Annotated in this window: 23 protein-coding genes, 1 pseudogene and 1 riboswitch; of the genes and pseudogenes, 9 read left to right on the top strand and 15 right to left on the bottom strand. The window is 36.3% G+C overall.

Translation table 11 applies throughout. From position 1 onward, the window contains the following. Positions 1-25: 25 nt before the first annotated feature. The 3 genes from HUS24_RS14145 to lipB form a co-directional block, all read right to left on the bottom strand. Complete coding sequence (locus tag HUS24_RS14145; RefSeq protein WP_173912636.1) at positions 26-1,213, bottom strand: iron-containing alcohol dehydrogenase; 1,188 nt, start codon at positions 1,211-1,213, stop codon at positions 26-28. 3 nt (positions 1,214-1,216) lie between these two features. Next, on the bottom strand, positions 1,217-1,750 hold the full coding sequence (locus HUS24_RS14140; RefSeq protein ID WP_173912635.1) for a hypothetical protein: 534 nt from the start codon (positions 1,748-1,750) through the stop codon (positions 1,217-1,219). Positions 1,751-1,828: 78 nt separating this feature from the next. Next, entirely contained in the window at positions 1,829-2,488 is a 660-nt protein-coding gene (gene lipB / locus HUS24_RS14135) for a lipoyl(octanoyl) transferase LipB (RefSeq protein WP_173912634.1), read from the bottom strand. Positions 2,489-2,841: 353 nt separating this feature from the next. Between lipB and HUS24_RS14130 the strand changes: the two genes are divergently transcribed. Continuing rightward, on the top strand, positions 2,842-3,738 hold the full coding sequence (locus tag HUS24_RS14130; protein ID WP_173912633.1) for a M24 family metallopeptidase: 897 nt from the start codon (positions 2,842-2,844) through the stop codon (positions 3,736-3,738). A gap of 76 nt (positions 3,739-3,814) precedes the next feature. Next, a complete protein-coding gene (locus tag HUS24_RS14125; protein WP_173912632.1) occupies positions 3,815-4,699 on the top strand; it encodes a metal-dependent hydrolase in 885 nt (294 codons plus the stop codon). Positions 4,700-4,780: 81 nt separating this feature from the next. On the opposite strand, the gene HUS24_RS14120 is transcribed toward HUS24_RS14125, so the two are convergent. Both HUS24_RS14120 and rpoD read right to left on the bottom strand, forming a co-directional pair. After that, entirely contained in the window at positions 4,781-5,068 is a 288-nt protein-coding gene (locus HUS24_RS14120; RefSeq protein WP_173912631.1) for a YbeD family protein, read from the bottom strand. Positions 5,069-5,180: 112 nt separating this feature from the next. Then, positions 5,181-7,073: pseudogene (gene rpoD, locus HUS24_RS14115) on the bottom strand (RNA polymerase sigma factor RpoD); the annotation flags it as partial. Positions 7,074-7,457: 384 nt separating this feature from the next. Between rpoD and HUS24_RS14110 the strand changes: the two are divergent. Beyond that, positions 7,458-7,667, top strand: coding sequence for a PA3496 family putative envelope integrity protein (locus HUS24_RS14110; RefSeq protein WP_065994931.1), 210 nt, complete (start codon positions 7,458-7,460; stop codon positions 7,665-7,667). Between the two features lie 68 nt (positions 7,668-7,735). Further along, complete coding sequence (locus tag HUS24_RS14105) at positions 7,736-8,260, top strand: YecA family protein (protein ID WP_173912629.1); 525 nt, start codon at positions 7,736-7,738, stop codon at positions 8,258-8,260. A gap of 91 nt (positions 8,261-8,351) precedes the next feature. Here the strand turns inward: HUS24_RS14105 and HUS24_RS14100 are convergent, their stop codons facing one another. After that, a complete protein-coding gene (locus tag HUS24_RS14100; protein WP_173912628.1) occupies positions 8,352-8,837 on the bottom strand; it encodes a DUF2938 domain-containing protein in 486 nt (161 codons plus the stop codon). Positions 8,838-8,897: 60 nt separating this feature from the next. On the opposite strand from HUS24_RS14100, the gene HUS24_RS14095 reads away from it, so the two are divergent. Next, on the top strand, positions 8,898-9,290 hold the full coding sequence (locus tag HUS24_RS14095; RefSeq protein ID WP_173912627.1) for a MerR family transcriptional regulator: 393 nt from the start codon (positions 8,898-8,900) through the stop codon (positions 9,288-9,290). Here HUS24_RS14095 and HUS24_RS14090 read toward each other — a convergent pair. The 4 genes from HUS24_RS14090 to HUS24_RS14075 all read right to left on the bottom strand — a co-directional run bounded on the left by HUS24_RS14090 (position 9,287) and on the right by HUS24_RS14075 (position 11,918). Further along, positions 9,287-9,700 carry an ABZJ_00895 family protein gene (locus HUS24_RS14090; protein WP_173912626.1) on the bottom strand — a complete coding sequence of 138 codons (414 nt, stop codon included), beginning with the start codon at positions 9,698-9,700 and terminating at the stop codon, positions 9,287-9,289. The two genes, HUS24_RS14095 and HUS24_RS14090, sit on opposite strands and share 4 nt — an antisense overlap. Before the next feature lie 78 nt (positions 9,701-9,778). Beyond that, the gene (locus tag HUS24_RS14085) at positions 9,779-10,387 is read right to left on the bottom strand and encodes a DedA family protein (RefSeq protein WP_173912837.1); all 609 of its coding nucleotides are present in this window, start codon (positions 10,385-10,387) and stop codon (positions 9,779-9,781) included. A 97-nt stretch (positions 10,388-10,484) separates the two neighbouring features. Continuing rightward, complete coding sequence (locus HUS24_RS14080; RefSeq protein WP_173912625.1) at positions 10,485-10,766, bottom strand: FUSC family protein; 282 nt, start codon at positions 10,764-10,766, stop codon at positions 10,485-10,487. Between the two features lie 219 nt (positions 10,767-10,985). Then, positions 10,986-11,918, bottom strand: coding sequence for a rhodanese-related sulfurtransferase (locus HUS24_RS14075; RefSeq protein WP_173912624.1), 933 nt, complete (start codon positions 11,916-11,918; stop codon positions 10,986-10,988). Positions 11,919-12,033: 115 nt separating this feature from the next. Between HUS24_RS14075 and HUS24_RS14070 the strand changes: the two genes are divergently transcribed. After that, positions 12,034-12,537 (top strand): DUF1289 domain-containing protein, encoded by a 504-nt coding sequence (locus HUS24_RS14070; protein WP_173912623.1) that lies wholly within the window; start codon positions 12,034-12,036, stop codon positions 12,535-12,537. Between the two features lie 34 nt (positions 12,538-12,571). Further along, positions 12,572-13,180, top strand: coding sequence for a LysE family translocator (locus tag HUS24_RS14065; protein WP_173912622.1), 609 nt, complete (start codon positions 12,572-12,574; stop codon positions 13,178-13,180). Here HUS24_RS14065 and HUS24_RS14060 read toward each other — a convergent pair. Beyond that, on the bottom strand, positions 13,162-13,722 hold the full coding sequence (locus HUS24_RS14060; protein ID WP_173912621.1) for a TetR/AcrR family transcriptional regulator: 561 nt from the start codon (positions 13,720-13,722) through the stop codon (positions 13,162-13,164). The genes HUS24_RS14065 and HUS24_RS14060 overlap by 19 nt on opposite strands. A gap of 97 nt (positions 13,723-13,819) precedes the next feature. Between HUS24_RS14060 and HUS24_RS14055 the strand changes: the two genes are divergently transcribed. Continuing rightward, positions 13,820-14,353: an HPP family protein gene (locus tag HUS24_RS14055; protein ID WP_173912620.1), complete on the top strand. Its 534-nt coding sequence runs from the start codon at positions 13,820-13,822 to the stop codon at positions 14,351-14,353. A gap of 60 nt (positions 14,354-14,413) precedes the next feature. Here the strand turns inward: HUS24_RS14055 and ribB are convergent, their stop codons facing one another. Further along, a complete protein-coding gene (gene ribB, locus HUS24_RS14050) occupies positions 14,414-15,073 on the bottom strand; it encodes a 3,4-dihydroxy-2-butanone-4-phosphate synthase (protein ID WP_173912619.1) in 660 nt (219 codons plus the stop codon). Positions 15,074-15,175: 102 nt separating this feature from the next. Next, positions 15,176-15,337: riboswitch (FMN riboswitch) on the bottom strand. A gap of 313 nt (positions 15,338-15,650) precedes the next feature. On the opposite strand from ribB, the gene HUS24_RS14045 reads away from it, so the two are divergent. Next, complete coding sequence (locus HUS24_RS14045) at positions 15,651-16,382, top strand: carbonic anhydrase (RefSeq protein ID WP_254433871.1); 732 nt, start codon at positions 15,651-15,653, stop codon at positions 16,380-16,382. 121 nt (positions 16,383-16,503) lie between these two features. On the opposite strand, the gene HUS24_RS14040 is transcribed toward HUS24_RS14045, so the two are convergent. From HUS24_RS14040 to queC, 3 genes are all read right to left on the bottom strand, one after another. Then, positions 16,504-16,965, bottom strand: a complete 462-nt coding sequence (locus HUS24_RS14040; RefSeq protein WP_173912618.1) for a peroxiredoxin — start codon at positions 16,963-16,965, stop codon at positions 16,504-16,506. A gap of 82 nt (positions 16,966-17,047) precedes the next feature. Beyond that, positions 17,048-17,452 (bottom strand): hypothetical protein, encoded by a 405-nt coding sequence (locus HUS24_RS14035; RefSeq protein WP_173912617.1) that lies wholly within the window; start codon positions 17,450-17,452, stop codon positions 17,048-17,050. A 16-nt stretch (positions 17,453-17,468) separates the two neighbouring features. Then, positions 17,469-18,137: a 7-cyano-7-deazaguanine synthase QueC gene (gene queC, locus HUS24_RS14030; RefSeq protein WP_173912616.1), complete on the bottom strand. Its 669-nt coding sequence runs from the start codon at positions 18,135-18,137 to the stop codon at positions 17,469-17,471. Positions 18,138-18,197 lie beyond the last annotated feature (60 nt).

Genomic DNA, 18,197 nt, shown 5'->3' with positions numbered 1-18,197 from the left:
CGTATATTGGCTTATTATTCAGTAATTACCAAGCTTTTTCTAAAATAGATTTTAGATCTTTAAAATTCGCTTCTTTTGGATTGTAAATGATTGAACCATCATTTAGTGCTTTCTCAGCAATTTCCTCAAACTGTTCTTTGCTGACTTTGCCCGTTTCACTTAACGTACGTGGCAACTTAGTCAAGCTATGAATACGATCACGCATGATCTTTAAAAATTCAATCGCTTTATTTGCACGTTGATTTGCAGGCGTTTGTGCATAAATGTCAGCACCCGCAAGAGGCAATAACAAGTCTGCAATTTTATCGCCGTTCACATCTTTATTGTATTCAAGTACATATGGAAGGAATAGGTTCATGCACAAACCATGTGGCAGATGCGCAACTGCACCTAAAGCATGTCCTAGTGAGTGAACAATACCGACCATCGAGTTAGAGAATGCAATACCTGCCATAGTAGAAGCTTGTGCCAACTCTAAACGCCCTTGAGCATCACTTGGATTATCTAAAACATTAAACAAGTTATTGCTGATTTTTTTGATTGCTGCCGTTGCATAAGCATCTGAAATTGGGTTCGCAGCCATACAAGTATATGCTTCAACTGCATGTGTCATCGCATCCATCGCAGTCATCGCAGTTAAATGCGGCGGCAAAGTTTGCGTCATACGTGGGTCTAAAATCGCTGCATTTGGCATTAAATAATTTGATGCAAATGCCATTTTGACATGCTTTTGATTGTCTGAAATAACGGCAGCCAACGTAACTTCAGAACCTGTACCAGATGTGGTTGGAATCACAAAAAATGGTTTTAATGGTTTTGGTAGGTTATGTGCACCAGAATATTTGGTGAGGTCATCACCACCTTCAGTGACTAAGATATTAGATGCTTTAGCTGTATCAATTACGGAGCCACCACCCACAGCGATAATCGCATCACAGTTATTGGCACGATATGCTTGTGCAACTGCACGCACAGTTTCCAAACTTGAATCAGGCGGCACATCATCAAAAATAAAACCAATTTCAACCTCTGTAGAGGTAAACGCAGCTTCAATTGGCGCCAATAAATTATTAGTACGTACACCTTTATCTGTGATGATCAAAGGACGTTTTGCACCTAATGAAGTTAGTTCAAAAGGAATATGCTCAAGTGCAGCATGACCTGCGATGATTTTTACAGGACAAAAAAATTCGTAATATGATTTAGCAGTCATGTGTTATGCACTCCCTTTTAAATATGATTGAGCAACTTTGAGGTAAATGTTTGCTGCACCAGTTAATTTTTCTTTTAACGTTAATTGTTGTGGATATTCTTTCACCGCAAGTTCGGCAACCAGCTTCGGTAAAATTAAAGCTTCCATTCTATTTAAACAACGCACCAGACGAATGGCATAAGATAAATCACCATCTGCGATCATACGGTCATTGGCAAATGCTTGAGCGGTACTTTCTTGGAAAGAAAACACCAAAAAAGCATGATGCATATGCTTAAATGTAATCGTTAGATCTGGTTTGCCTTGTAAAGACGTTACGAGTTCTAAATTTTGCTGTTCATTGACTTTGGCAACAAATGCAGGTCCGTGCGGAAAGACTTTCATTGAAAGTACAAAGCCAGCAGGGAATTTAGATACTTCATGTCTAATTTCATCATCAACTTGACTCGCCATGACCAAACCTCTGCCAATCACATCCATCATGAGTTTGACATAAGCTTGTTCCAAAGCGGGTTTTACAGATTTACTTGAAATCACTCGCTTATCCCTTTGTTCAGTAATATTTATATTTTAGAGTAATTACTCTAAATAGTTTTTCTAGAAAAAGAAAGTCATTTATTGTGAAATGACTTTCACGTCATTAAAAAAGCCACTTTCAATCAAATAGTTTTCGACATCTTGTGCCAATTGATTGAATTTTGGATAATTTTCAACAAGATCACAGATACGAACCATTTCAAGACCTGCATAACCACACGGGTTAATGGTATGAAATCCGTCTAAATTACAATCAATATTTAAAGCCAGTCCATGATAACTGCGACCTTTACGAATTTTAAAACCTAAAGAGCCGATTTTACGCTCATTTACATATACACCTGGTGCATCGGGTTTTGCATAGGCTTCAATATGGTATTTTTTCAGCAAATCAATCATCAGGTTTTCTGCATACGAAACCAGTGTACGCACATTCCATTTCAAACGGTTTAAATCAAACATAAAATAAATCACCATTTGTCCTGGTCCATGCCAAGTTACTTGCCCACCTCGATCAGTTTGTACTAAAGGGATATCGGTATGAATTAAAATATGCTCAGGTTTTCCTGCTTGTCCCTGCGTTAAAACATCAGGGTGCTGCAAAATCCATAATTCATCAGGCGTATTTTCATCTCGCTGTTCAGTCAAGGCTTTCATGTCTTGAAAGCGTTCAGCATAAGGGGTGAGTTGGTTAAATTCACGAATAATTAAGTTGGGTAATCCTATGGATTCGGTCATAACAAATGTCGATTAGAAACTTTAACTTTCACTTATATTAAAATGTTTTGCGGACAGAAAGTACTTTTCATTTGCAAATAAATTTAAAATATACCCTTAATAAAAATATGGGATTGTCCTTAATTGATATAATTTGACCCTTAATAATTTTAAATTTGCTCAAATGACAATTTATATTATACGCAAGCAAACTAAATACACACTTATTTTTAGATTATGTGTTTGTATTTAATATTTTTAATTTATTTTTTTAAAAATGCTTTGATATTTTTGTTAAGCAGTAAATTGACTAAATTGCTTATCAAATAAAACTAAAAATAAAGCATTTTTAGGATGATTGTAGAGGGATGCACATGCCAATTTTTTCACCATTTTTTCAATATACGCAGCATCAATTACAATATCCAACTGTAGATGAACTGGCTGAGTTTAGAAAAGTTCAACGTTTGGCTTATCAATGCGCTGAAGAAGTTGCCAAAGAGCTGAAGCCGGGTATGACTGAAAAGCAAGCGGCAAAAATGCAAAAAGTCTGGTTATTAGATCATGGGGTGACGGACTTCTTCCATGCACCTTTTGCATGGTTTGGTGAACGTACTGCATTTAATAACTTTAAAATTGCGTTGCAGTTTTTTCCAACCAATAAACGTTTAGAAGAAGGTATGCCATTTATTTTGGACAATGCACCGATTTTAGGTGAATACATGGCAGATATTGGTTATACAGGGTGTTTGGGGGAAAACCCTGTATTAGAGCAGGTGATGGATGACTTGGCATTTTTCCGTGAGAAAATTTTGGAGCTTGTTAAAGAGCGCAGAACTATTCGAGAAATCAGTCAACAAGTCGATCATTTTATTGATTTAAAAGGCTATGAAGCACGCCACAAAGCTTATCCATTTGAAACTCTAGCACATGAAGTTTCTAAAATTTCATCAAGTCATCAAAATAAAGACCCAAAAACACTCTTTGGTTTTGGTATTGATTCTTTAAAAACTTTAGGGCGTTTGATTGGTACGGGTGCGGTACAAGGTTGGTCACCGATTTGGAACTCAGGAAAAATGGCAGACCATAAACCTGTTGCAGGTTTGTGGGCGGTAGAGCCACATCTTGGTTTAAATGGAGTCGGTGCAAAATGGGAAGAAATGTTGGTGATCACCGATGATGATGCCTATTGGTTGGATGATGAAACACCGCAAATGCGTCGTTGGCGTGAGCGTAATATTGTAATTCCTGAGCAAAAAGCGATTGCTTAACTGAGAATTTTTTAAATATAACTTGGTGTGAGGGTTTGAAAAGAGCCTTCACCCACTGCATCAAAAGGAAAATAAAATGAATGCAGCTGTAGAACATTTGATTCAAGCACGTAAAGTAAAGTTTGATTTGACACAATCACCGATTTATTGGGCTGAAACGCCTTTTGTGACCCATGCAATTAATCCTTTGCATATTCTTCTACCACAAGGTGAATTATGGTTTTGTCGAGTATTTAATCGGGTTTTGCCAGAAATTACCGATCCGCAACTGTATGCCGATGTCAAAGGTTTTATTGGACAAGAAGCAATTCACTCTCGTTCACATAGTAATGTAATTGATTTTTATAAAGAACATGGCATTGATTTATCTAGCTTTGTACATATAACAGAAGTTTTATTTAAAGATTTGGTCGATGAGTTACCTTTAAAACAACGATGGTTAGCTAAGTTGTTTGGCAAAAAATGGCTGGTTTTTCAGGTGGGTGTGATTGCTGCGATTGAGCATTTTACCAGTATTTTGGGCATGTGGGTCTTAGAAGAAAAGGCAATCAATAATTTTGATCCTGAAATTCTACGTTTGATCCGTTGGCATGGCGCAGAAGAAGTTGAACATCGTTCCGTTGCATTTGATTTATTTGAATATTTATGCAAAACCAAACTTGGTTTTTATGTGGGTCGTCAGTTTACCATGAGTTTGGTATTTCCATTGTTTGTCATCCTGTGGACACGTGCGATCCGCTTTACGATTGAACAAGATTCAAATTTGAAAAAAGGTCAATTACCGACTTCAATGTTGGGAATTTTAAAAGAAATTGAAAAAGAGTTTGAACAAACTGCGCGTTTGCCTTCTGTAAAATATTTAATAAAATCAGTAGGAAACTGGATGAAGCCTTCTTATAATCCACGTCACGAAGGCAACGACCAATTGGCAGCTTATTATTTTAAAGCCTATGGTTTTTAAGAAAAATGGACTAGATTTCGACTATATTGCCATAAAAAATCAGAGTCAATCGGCTCTGATTTTTAATTTCTGACTAGATGATTACAATGCAGTTTTAATCAATGGGCAAGCAGCCAAATCTGCATATAATTGATGCACTTGCTCAAGCTCATCAAAACGTAATTGCGCAGTGATAGAGTGGTATTTACCTGTACGTGAAGGTTGAACTTTGAGCGTTGCTTCATCAAACTCTGGAAAATGTTTTACCAAAATTTCAATAACTGCACCACGTAATTCTTCTCCAGCATCACCAATCAATTTGATTGGATAATCCATTGGAAATACCCAAAGATCTTCGCGTAATTCACGAGATGGTGTGCGGTCTAACATGTTTCACCTCAAATTATCAACAACGCCTGCAAAAGTGCAGGCGCTGTATTTCTCATAATCAATAAATGGAGATGAATGAAAAATTTTCAAGTCTCCATTTTAGGATGAGTAATTAGTCATTTTCCAAGAATGAACGTAAATGTTCAGAACGTGAAGGATGACGTAATTTACGCAAAGCTTTTGCCTCAATCTGACGAATACGTTCACGTGTTACATCAAATTGTTTACCTACTTCTTCCAAAGTATGGTCGGTTGGCATGTCGATACCAAAACGCATTTTTAATACTTTGGCTTCACGTTCAGTTAAGTTCTCTAAAACTTCACGGGTTGCTTCTTTTAAGCCTTCAGACGTTGCAGCATCGACTGGAGAAGTGATGTTGCCATCTTCAATAAAGTCCCCAAGATGCGAATCTTCATCATCACCGATCGGTGTTTCCATCGAAATTGGCTCTTTGGCGATCTTAAGCACTTTACGAACTTTTACTTCATCCATTTCTAAACGTTCACCTAATTCCTCAGGTGTAGGTTCACGTCCCATTTCTTGTAACAATTGACGAGATACGCGGTTGATCTTGTTAATTGTTTCAATCATATGGACAGGGATACGAATAGTACGTGCTTGGTCAGCAATCGAACGTGTGATCGCCTGACGAATCCACCACGTTGCATACGTCGAGAATTTATAACCACGACGATATTCAAACTTGTCTACCGCTTTCATTAAGCCGATGTTACCTTCTTGAATTAAATCAAGGAATTGTAAGCCACGATTGGTGTATTTTTTCGCAATTGAAATCACCAAACGTAAGTTGGCTTCGACCATTTCTTTTTTCGCACGGCGTGCTTTTGCTTCACCTATTGCCATACGTTTAGAAATATCTTTGATGCCTTTCACATCTAGATCTAATTCTTTTTCAATATCAGCTATCTTTTGTTGGAAAGCTAACACATCTGGACGAACTTTTTCTAAGTAGCCTTTGAGCTCAGCGGGTGCTTTGGCAATTTGTTCATCCAACCACGCTGGATTTGATTCTTGACCAGGGAATGATGTGCGGAATTGCGTGCGATCCATACGACCACGACGTACTGCATAACGCATGACTTCACGTTCAGAGGTGCGGATTTGCTCATGTGTGCCACGAATCATTTCTGAAATGATGTCAAATAAACGTGGTGTAAATTTAAACATCATAAATACACTTGCAAGTGCCTCCATTGCTTCTTTACTTTCAGGGCTGTTACGACCTGATTTTGCAATGGCTTGTTTCGCTGTATTCCAAACTGTTTCTAACTCTTCAAAACGTGCTTTAGCAATTTCAGGATCAGGTCCAGATTCACCTTCAGATTCATCTTCGCTTTCAGCTTCTTCCTCTTCGTCATCATCATCCAACTTCACATCTTTGGTTGGTTTTTTTGATGCTTCTTCTTCCTCATCAATTTCTTCAGCTTCCTCTTCTAAAACTTCAGGAATAGCTTCATCTGATTCAGGGTCTAAATAACCTGATAAAATATCTGCTAAACGGCGTTCACCTGCTTCATAATCTTTATATTCTTGTAAAACGACTTCTACCGCATTTGGCCAATACGCAATTGAATGTAAAACGTCACGAATACCTTCTTCGATACGTTTTGCAATACTGATCTCGCCTTCACGGGTTAAAAGTTCAACAGTTCCCATTTCACGCATATACATACGCACAGGGTCAGTTGTACGACCAGGTTCATTTTCTACAGAGGCAAGAACTGCAGCAGCTTCTTCTTCAGCAACTTCATCTGTTGCTTCACTGTTACCTTCGAACATTGCATCGTCAGATTCGGGTGCACGTTCATGTACAGGAATCCCCACGTCTTGAAGCATTTGAATAATGTCTTCAATCTGTTCACTTTCTGTGATTGAGTCTGGGAGATGATCGTTAACCTCAGCATAGGTTAAGTAACCTTGTTCTTTGCCTCGGCTAATCAGAGCCGCTACTTGTGAAGTAGGGGAATGCATATCGCTCATCTTTACTCTCTTCTCGTTGAATCTGTGGCAGTAAAAAACCGTGCATGCTCATACCCCCATAACAATGTGAATGGGAAAAGCTTGCGCATTTCATCAGTAAAATAGGGTCTGATAAAATAATGAAAATTGGTTTCTGTGAATAAAATGGGGATGAATTTGTTATTTTCAAGCTCAGCCCTTAAACGTATTTCTATTTACAAACACTCAAAATGAGTCATCAAAATAGAAGGACGTAGGGTGGATTATATCATGCCATAAAATTCGGCACAAAAAAAGCCCAATTTGATAGAAAAATAAAAAAAAATTAAATAAAACTTGACAAGATTTCTGAACAAAGATAAATAGCGGCTAGACCCATTCACATTTTTTCATTATGAGGTAGTTTTAGTGTCTTCTACAGATTTTGAACTAGATGATAACTACGGTGATGATGATGTTAGTTTTGATGAGTCATCAAACAAAATTAGCGCCAAAGAATCATTAGAAAAACGTCGTTTAATCGATGATTTACTTGCTCAACGTCGCCTTGATCGAGAGTTGAAAGATTTTGATTATGACTTCGATGATGACGATGATTTTGAAGATGATGAAGCATAAAACTGATTAGGCATAGCCATTTAAAAAATGCTATGCTTTTACCGTAATTAAAATCAATTGGAAACAAAATGAGTGCTTTAGATTTAGACCAGTTAAGTGACTATCTAGATGGCGACCAAAATGAGTATGGTCTAGATTTCGCAGCGACTCATGGTTTTTTATGTGCAATTGCTGTAGGTCCAAAATTTGATCGTTGGTTAGACGAGCTTTTTGAAGGCAATCAAAGCAAAGCACCAAAAGAAATCATTGCGCAAATTAAATTATGGTTAGATGATATTCGTCAAAAATTATCCAATGAAGAAGGCGTGGAGTTTCCTTTTGAAATTGAAGAGGCGGATGTTGATTCGAGTTTAGGTGATTGGTCAGTTGGTTTTGTCGATGCGATGTTCTTAAACGAAGAGGCGTGGTTTACCGATGAGTTTGAAGAGCAATTGGTTGATTTAACTTTACCGATTATGGTGTTTAGTGGTGTGGATGAAGAAGACCCACAAATGGAATCTTTCCGCCGTAATGGTCAGTTGATGGATGAGCTTGCTGAAGAAATTCCAGATAATTTGAATGAAATTTATTTGATGTACCATTCAGAACAATAAAATAAAAGTTTGAGAAAAAGCACCTTTGAAAGGTGCTTTTTTTTGTAGATTGGAACATTAACTAAAGTACATGTTTGTGGCTACGAGATTTTTATAAAATCAGTGCGCTCAAAAACAACCCTACACCAAACAAGGTATGTGTCACCAAGCTTTTAAGACGAGCTTTCCAAGGTTCTGCCGTTTTAGAAGCAAAAAATCCCATTCCTAAACATGGCTGCATAATTAAAAATGGAAAGAATGCTGTCGCTATACCAAAATATATCGCAGAAAATAAATCAGGATGCTGTAGCCAAGTCGTGCCAACCATCAAAATAAAACATAAAGCAAAAATAATCCCAATCAAATAATGCAATGTCCAACCGAAAGCATGTTCAAAATTTTGTGGTGGTGCTTGCTGTATATTTTGATGTTTAAATTTTCCAGAATATAGAAAAATTAAGACCCGTCTACCTAGCACAGCATAATTTAAAGCAGGAATATTAAATAATTTTTTGAGTAAAAATGCCCATAGATCAATTAGTAACGTTGCACCGATACCGATCAAGATGACATTAAAACTTACAATCAAAAGGTTCATGTTTTCACGCTGATTTTATACACTGAAATCATCTTACAACTTCAAGTCAGCTTTAAGTCAATGCAAGAAATTACGATTTCAGAACTGGCAACACTATTTAAAATTTCAAGTTCAACTTTGCGTTATTACGAAGACATCGGTCTAATTCACTCAATTGGACGTAAAGGTTTACAGCGAGTTTTTTCTAAAGATGTCATTGCAACATTGCAGTTGATTACTTTAGGTAAAAAGGCTGAGTTTAGTTTGGACGAACTAAAACAAATGCTTGCAGTGAAAGATACACCGATTGCCAAAGATGTTTTGTTGAAAAAGGCTGAGATGATTGACCAATATATTCAAGAGCTTGATATGTTAAGAACAGGTCTGCGCCATGTTGCCCAATGTACGTTTGATAATCCTTTGCAATGTCCTAAATTTCAAAGAATTATGCAGCTATATGGCATGAAGCATTAATGTTTTCTATTCAAAAATAACTTTGCAGAAATCAAATAAACAATTGAAAATATTGCAGCATGGATTGCAACCATACATAACATAATCACAGCAGATAAGCCTAAACCCGCTTGATCTGCTGATTTTAAAATTTGTTCGGCATTCGGATTCATTAACACCAAAAATAAAGTAAAAAAGCTACCAATCACGATGGCAACCGCACTGAGTCCCCAAATCAATTGTATTTTTTCTTCAGCAGAAGCTAAACGTTGTTCACGTTTAAAAAAGTGGTGAATACTGATCAATGCTGCAAGGATTAACGTCGGAAATAATGATGCATAACCCAATGGAAAAATAAAAATAAGAATGAATAAAAGCAAAATTAAAGCAATGGCATACACAGCAGCAAAATGTAAATAGTAATGCTTCATTCTTATTCCTAAATATAAATCAAAGCAATGACTTATAGTTTAGCATTTTTTAAGTGAGCTTGCGTGCTGAGTTTTAGCCTAAGGTTTGCGCTGATATCGACGATATACAATCCAAAGTACAATTATGACGACAATTGCAATGATTATATAACTTACACGGCTAAATATTTGATGCATTAAGGCTTGATTTTCACCGAAATAAAATCCGACACAGGCTAAAAATGTTGTCCAAATGATCGTACCTAGTCCGCTATACAGCATAAATTTCCAAAAGGGCATATCACTCATACCCGCAGGAATACTGATCAAGGAGCGAACTGCTGGAATCATACGTCCAAAAAATACGATACGGTGTCCATATTTTTCAAACCAATCCAAAGATTTTTCAACATCAGCAGATTTTAAGAAAAGATATTTGCCATAACGCTCAACCCATTCAAATAGAATTTTTTGGGAAATTTTATGACCAATCCAATACAACAAAGCCGCAGCAATTAATGAGCCTAAACTTCCTGCAATAATCACCCCTGTAAGCACAAGCTTGCCTTGCGAAGCCGCAAGACCTGCTGAAGGCATAATGATTTCTGAGGGAATAGGAGGGAAGACATTGTCTAAAAACATGAGCAGGGCAATACCAAAATAGCCCAATTGCTCCATAATGGAAATAATCCATTCAGTCATTTTTATAGCATCACTGAGGAAGTCGCTATTTATAGTATGGTGTGTAACAAACTCCGTAAAGTGATGCTGCGTATATCTTTGTAAAATGTTGTATATTAAAAAATTATTCTTGATAATGAATCAGCGTATGGATATAAATTTTACGCAAGCAATAAGTTAAAGCAACGGGTAAGCTCATTAATAAAAAAATATTGATTAATGTGGTATTAAGATGATAACCAATAAATAAAGATAAAGTCGTTCCGATTAGCATACCTAGGCAAACTATAAAAATATGTGACTCTTGTTCGAGTTCGGTTCTAATTTTTTCAATTGTTGTTGTAGGTACATTATCTGAATAATGATAATTGATACTTTCAGATGCAAGATAAGAGGTTCTTTCCATAATACTGATTTCCTTATAATAATTTTTAAAGCAAAATGAAAAAGCTTTAAAAAGTAGCCATTTAATGATTGTGATATTAGCAAGCAAATCTGTAAGCTTCTGTCCAAAGCACTTATTTTCGGTATCAACATTTTATAAGTTTCATGAATTATGTAATTCAAGTGTAAAAAAAACCGCATAGACTATGCGGTTAATTACAATTTGTAAAATTAGATGCTTTTATAAGCGTTTACGCTTTGCTGCCACAATTTGTGATTGGCGCATACGGAAACCTTCTTTTTGCTTTTCAGATGTTTTCTCAATACAGTACACGCAAGACACACCATGCTCATAACTTGGTAATGCCACTTCATCTGGTGTCAAAGGCCAACCACAAGCGTGGCATTTCACATTGACGCCTTCTTCAACACCATGTGTAACTGCGGTACGACCATCAAAAACAAAACATTCACCTTCCCACATGCTTTCATCCGCTGGGGTTTCTTCTAAGTATTTTAAAATACCCCCTTTAAGGTGATAAACTTCATTAAAGCCTTCTTGAAGCAATAACGACGTTGATTTCTCACAGCGAATCCCGCCTGTACAGAACATCGCAATTTTTTTGTCTTTGTGCTGTTCAAGTTCTTTTTTCACGTAGTCTGGAAATTCACGAAAGGTTTCTGTTTTCGGGTCGATTGCACCCTTGAATGTTCCAGCTTTATATTCATAATCGTTACGTGTGTCGATCAAGATCACGTCATCACGTGCGATTAGTTTATTCCACTCTTTTGGATCTAGATAGTGTCCAACCAAGTCACGTGGTTTTACTTCGACACCCAAAGTCACGATTTCTTTTTTAAGTTTGATTTTCATTTTACGGAATGGTTTATCATCACTTTGTGATTCTTTGTATTCCATATTGTTAAAACCATTGTCTAAAAGAAATTGATGAATAACATCAATTGCTTGACGATCACCTGCAACAGTACCGTTGATTCCTTCTCCTGCAACAATTAGAGTACCGCATAGGTTGATGGTTTTTACCAAATCTAAAAGACGTTGTTGAAGATCAGCAGGATCTTGAACTTCTTTGAATTGATAAAGTGCTGCAACAACCCAACCAGTGGTCGCTTGCTGTTCTACAGGTGCAAGCTGTTCTACAGTAGCGTTCATGGAATACTCCAAATGTATTAAGATATGAAAAAATTTAGGTGCGTATTCTAGCCTGAATTAGAAAGTTTTGCGAGAAAGCCATAGCATAAATATGGCTTTAAATGAGGAAAATGTTTTGAGCAATAAAAGTCGAATTCCATCTTTAACGCCGTGTGTAGGACGTTGTTCAACGGTTTTTGGTGATTCGGTTTGTCGTGGTTGTCGACGTTTTAATCATGAAGTCATTCAGTGGAACACTTATACACCTGAACAACGTTTAGCGGTTTGGAAACGTTTAGATGCTCAACTTGATCAAATTTTAGTGCCAATGTTGCCTTTTGCTCAGCTTAAACATGTTGAAGGTTTTATTTCGAGTAAGCGCGTGCGAGTGTTAGATACTGCATCAAAAGGGCGTAAGCTTTATCATGCTTTAAAAATATGTGAAAAAAATCGTTCTCTTGCTGATGAAAGTGGTTTGGGTATTAGCTCTAAACAAGTCAAGCCATTATGGGATGAGTTTGAACATCGTGTTTTGGCTTTGGCGACTGCAAGTTATGACTTAGCATGGTTGCGAGCAGATGGGATCCGCCATAATTTATTAAAAATGATGGAAGAAGAAGATGAGCTGCATTCTTTATAATCAAAACGATTTTTAACTTTTACTTGGATAAGTCTTGGATTTTTCAGTCTATATTTTATATTGTGTTGCTGTCATTGTGATGATTGCAACGCCTGGACCTGTCATGCTTTTGGTGGCAGGCGCAGGTCTACGAGGCGGCTATAAAAAAGCATTACATACGATTTTTGGTACAAATCTCGCATCTTTAGTGTTGATCGCAACTTCAGTTTTGATTTTAAAAGGCTTTTTAAATATTGCCAGTCATTGGTTCGATATCATCAAAATCCTAGGCTGTTTGTATATTGCCTATTTAGGTATGCAAATCGTGCGAGAAGCTCTGAGCCAAACTCAGCAAGCACATGAAATTTCAAGCCAAGTACAGAGTAGTTTTAAGCAAGGTTTTCTTGTTGGTATTTCAAACCCCAAAGATATTATTTTCTTTGCTTCATTTTTTCCGCAGTTTACGCATGTGATGCACAATTTAGATCAAAGTTTAATCTTACTGACTTTAACTTGGATCGTTTTAGATTTTGCTACCTTGTCAGTGGTTTACTTCGGTTTTAATGCACTATCTAAGTCTAAGAGTTATAATAAAATATTACTCAGTTGTGGTGCAATTTTGCTTGTGGTTGCATTGTATGGCATTTATTCGGTTTGGTTTTGAAGTAAATTCACTAATAACAATAATGACTTGTATGCATCTTCTGCGACTTTTTTGTCGTAGTCTTCCACTAAAAAACGAGCAATCAAGCCTTCTAATATATTAAAAAATAATTCCGTAATTTGTTGAGGATGCTGTAAATCAGAAATATTTTGCAAAATAAAACTTCTAATCCAAACTTTATGTTGTATCGCAATTTCAATGAGTTCAACATCTTGCTGAGAAGATTCAGCGACAGCACGGACAAATAGACAACCTTTAAAATGATCAGTCTGAAACCAGTGTAGATGCCATTGAAAAATTTGTTCAATGGCACCAAGACCGTCAGTTGCTGTGACAAAAGCACTCAGACTGTCTTGAAAATATTGATGTCTGTGTTTAAGCACCTCACAAACAAGTTGTTGTTTATTTTTAAAATAAGTATACATCGTGGTTTTAGAACACCCCGACTCATCACGAATTAAGTCTACACCGACTGCATTAAAGCTATGTGCATTAAATAATTGTTCTGCGGTGCTTAAAATCTTTGTTGCTGATTTTGACATTTTATATTCTCATAAAGAATTCTTGAAAATAGTACAGATCTGTACTATTTTGATTTTAGCGCGCTGATCACGATAAATCAATTCAAGGATTTACCTTATGTCTATTTTTTCAGGAAAAGAAAAGCTTGCACCTCGACCCAAAAATCAAGATATTTTGCGAGCCTTTGTCGGTGGTTCAGTCACTATTTTTATTTTATTATTACTTAGTGAATGGTCTGGCTATACGTGGATTATGGCACCTTTCGGAGCAAGCTGTGTTTTACTATATGCAGTGTCACAATCACCTTTGGCACAACCAAGAAATATAATCTTAGGACATTTTATTGCGGCTGCAACAGGATTAATTTGTTTGAAATTGTTGGGTATAAATCTATTGAGTATTGCTGTTTCAGTTGGTGCTGCTATTGCATTGATGCAATATTTACGTTGTGTTCATCCACCTGCAGGTGCAAACCCTTTGGTCATTTTATTGACTGCACAGACAGTTCATTATGATTGGTATTTTTTAATTTTTCCTGTCTTACTTGGTGCGATTGTACTTGTTATGGTCGCTTTAGTGGTGAATAATTTTCAGACTCAGCAAAAATGGCCAATGTATGGTTTGGGATTGTGGAACAGTAAATCTGAATAATACGTTCAATAAAAATCCCAAGATCATGTGATGTTGGGATTTTTATTTAAGAAATTAAAATCAAATTTGATGCGCTAATCGATATTGCACAATTTCTTCAATGGTAATAAGCGTTAAATGATGGGTTTGCGCATAAGAGAGTACCTGAATGCCTGAAGCCATTGTTCCATCTGGATTTGTGACCTCACATAAAACCCCTGCAGGTTTTAAACCTGCCATACGAGCTAAGTCGATTGAACCCTCAGTATGACCACGACGACTTAATACACCACCTTCACAACCACGTAATGGAAACACATGCCCAGGACGATTTAAATCACTGGCTACAGCACCATTTTTGATGGCAGCCTGAATTGTAGTGACACGATCTTTAGCAGAAACACCTGTGGTTACGCCTTCAGCGGCTTCGATGGTGACTGTAAATGCAGTTTTAAAATGACTGGAATTGTCCTCAACCATCGGGGCTAGTTCTAAATGATCAGCAAGTTCTGCAGTTAAAGTCAAACATACAATACCAGAACCATCACGGATCATCCGCGCCATCGTTTCGACAGTAAGTGTTTCGGCAGCAACGATCAGATCGGCTTCATTTTCACGATCAAAATCGTCCATGACCAAGACTGGTTTGCCTTGACGCATATCTTCTAAAGCTTGTTCGATACGTTGCTCAGCAGGGGAAAGTGCTGAAAAGAAAATTTCAGGTTGAATTAAACTAGACATTGAAACGCTCTCGTAAAATAAAAAATACGGTTGAACATTTCAGGACATGTGAAATAGTGGCGTAACAAAATAGACCCAAGGCATGAATCTACTCAAACGTAACGTCGTCTTCTTTCATCCGGACTATACCGTCGGCTTTGGGATTTCACCAAATCTGCCGATTATTTTTAAATAAATAATCAGCTCGTGGGCTGAATAAATACAGTCTAAAGAACATATTTAAATTACCACCGGTGGGGAATCTCACCCCGCCCTGAAGCGATGTAGATTGATTATAGCCCATTTTGATCAAAAATCATGACTTTTCTTTAGCATGAAGCTTGCTATATTTATAAAAAGTATTAATAAAATATTTTAAATATTATGTGATTTTTAAAATAAATTTAGAAATGATATATCGTTGAAATTGATGATTTTTATCATTGAGTATTATAAGTATTTATTATTTAATGTTTTTATATTTGGTTTTGATAGATTATATAGTCAAAGTTAAATATTTACTTGATTTAAAATAAATATCCACTTTAGTAATCAACATTAAAGTGATAATTTTTTATACTTAAAATAAGAGGTTTTTGTGAAAAAAATTCTATTTAGTTTATATACTTGCTCTTTGGCAGCCATCACTTATGGGGGTGAAGCAAATGATTGGGGATATGAGGCGAATAATGCACCTGAAAAATGGGCGAGTTTAAGTGAAAAATACCATGCTTGTTCTGGTTTAAATCAATCTCCTATTGATATTAAAAATACCACTTCGGCAAAGCTTGAACCTTTAAAATTTAACTATACAGCCAAAACCCAGTCGATTATTAATAATGGACATACTGTACAAGTAAATTTTAATGATGGTAATAATTTAACTTTAGATGGAAAGGAATTTGTCTTAAAACAATTTCATTTACATAGCCCAAGTGAAAATAAAATTAATGGTATAAGTTATCCAATGGAAATGCATTTAGTACATGCCAACGCACAAGGTGAATTAGCTGTTGTGGCAATAATGTACAAAAAGGGCGAAAATAATAAAAGCTTAGAACAAGTTTGGAAAAATCTACCCAAACAAGTGGGACAAGATATTACTTTGAATGAGCAGGTAGTAGCTGCAAACTTCTTACCTAAAAAATTAGATTATTATCGTTTTAATGGTTCTTTAACGACACCACCATGTACAGAAGGTGTGAGATGGATTGTATTAAAAAATATTCAATCTGCATCTGAAGCGCAGCTTAATGCCTTTACTCAATTACTCAGTCATCCGAATAATCGACCTGTACAACCTGTAAATGCGCGTATGATTTTAGAATAAAATTTTTAATCTTTAAAAGACATAGTCTTAGCTATGTCTTTTAATTTTATCTTTATTTTAGGATTTAAGCATAGAAAATACTTTAAACAATCTTGTGATTCTTTATTCAAAACTAAAGTATTTAAGTATTTTGCAGTGCTTTTAAATCTTCTAACACAATTTCTGCATGTCCCGCAGCTTTCACTTTACGATATTCTTTGACCAGCTGACCTTTATGGAAAATGAAAGTCGAACGTTCAATTCCCATCACTTTTTTTCCATACATATTTTTTTCTTTAATTACATCAAAATGCTTACATAAACTTTCATCTTGGTTACTGATCAAGTTTATGGTTAATGACTGTTTTTCAGTAAAATTCTGATGCGTTTTTACAGAATCACGAGAAACCCCGATGATGGTCGTGTTCAGTGCATCAAATTGATCTTTTAAAGCTGAAAAACCAACCGCTTGCGTCGTGCAACCAGGAGTATTATCTTTTGGATAAAAATAAAGAATTAACCAATCATTTGTGATTTGATTTAGGTTAATTTCACCTTGAGTACTTGCAAAGTTTTGGTTAGGTAATTGAATATTTTCAGACATATGTTTCTCCTCATTTATTCTATTATGCGACCTCTAAAAAAATAAGCCACAAAAATGTGGCTTATTTTCAATTCATTACAACTTATTTTTTCTCAGCCGCTTTCATTGCAGCTTCAGTTAAGGTTTTTAATTTACCTGTTAATTGAGGCCCAAAGCATGATTGAAGTTCTTGGTTCTGTTTTTGTACAAAAGCTAAAGTTGAAGGACTTTTCTTTTGGTTAATAGCACTTTGGATTTGCCATTTTTGATCATTGGTTAATTTACCATCAGATTCAATTGCACAAGTACAGTATTTGCTGACTTCAGCACTGGTTAATTTACCGCCTTTCGCAGTTTCAGTTTTACATACACCAATTAATGCTGATTTTACATTTGAGCTTTTATATGCTTGTTGTAAAGCATTATTGTCTGCTTGTGCAGTTGTACCAAATAAAGCTGCCGCAGAAAATAAAGTTGAAAGAAAAATACCTGATTTTAAGTTTTTCATAAACTGTACCTTGTTATTACTGTATATAACGTGTTGGATCAGTAACACCTGCATCACTAAAGCCTTGTTTTCTTAAGCGGCAGCTATCACATTTTCCACATGCACGTCCTTGGTCATCTGCTTGGTAACAGGAAACCGTTTGGCTATAGTCTACGCCATGTTCTACACCTAAACGTATTATATTCGCTTTGGATAAATGTAACAGAGGTGTTTCAAATTTAAGTGGTTTGCCTTCAATCCCCACTTTGGTTGCTAAACGTGCCATATTGGCAAAAGCTTCAATATATTCAGGTCTACAGTCAGGATATCCTGAATAATCAACAGCATTGATCCCAATCACGATCGCTTCAGCGCCAAAAACCTCAGCCGCAGCTAAAGCATAAGATAAGAAAATAGTGTTACGTGCTGGAACATAAGTTACAGGAATACCATCTGTTTCATGATCAGGCACAGCAATATTATGGTCAGTCAGTGCAGAGCCACCTAAATTCCCTAGATCAATATTGATCACACGATGTTCTACACCTGCATGTTGGGTAATTGTACGTGCTGCATCAAGTTCAGTGGTTGAACGCTGTCCATACATAAAACTTAAGGCGATACAATCATAACGTGCTTGCGCCCAAGCTAAACAAGTTGTTGAATCTAAACCACCAGACAATAAAACTACGGCACGAGGGCGCATATCTCACTCCACAAAAATATTCACAAAAGCAAGAGCGTATTATAGCTTGTTTCCTGCTGT

It is taken from the genome of Acinetobacter sp. Marseille-Q1618 (assembly GCF_902809855.1).
In the GTDB taxonomy this organism is placed as follows: Bacteria; Pseudomonadota; Gammaproteobacteria; order Pseudomonadales; family Moraxellaceae; genus Acinetobacter.
The sequence above is the reverse complement of the archived record's forward strand: the minus strand, read 5'-3'. Positions and strand labels throughout refer to the sequence as shown.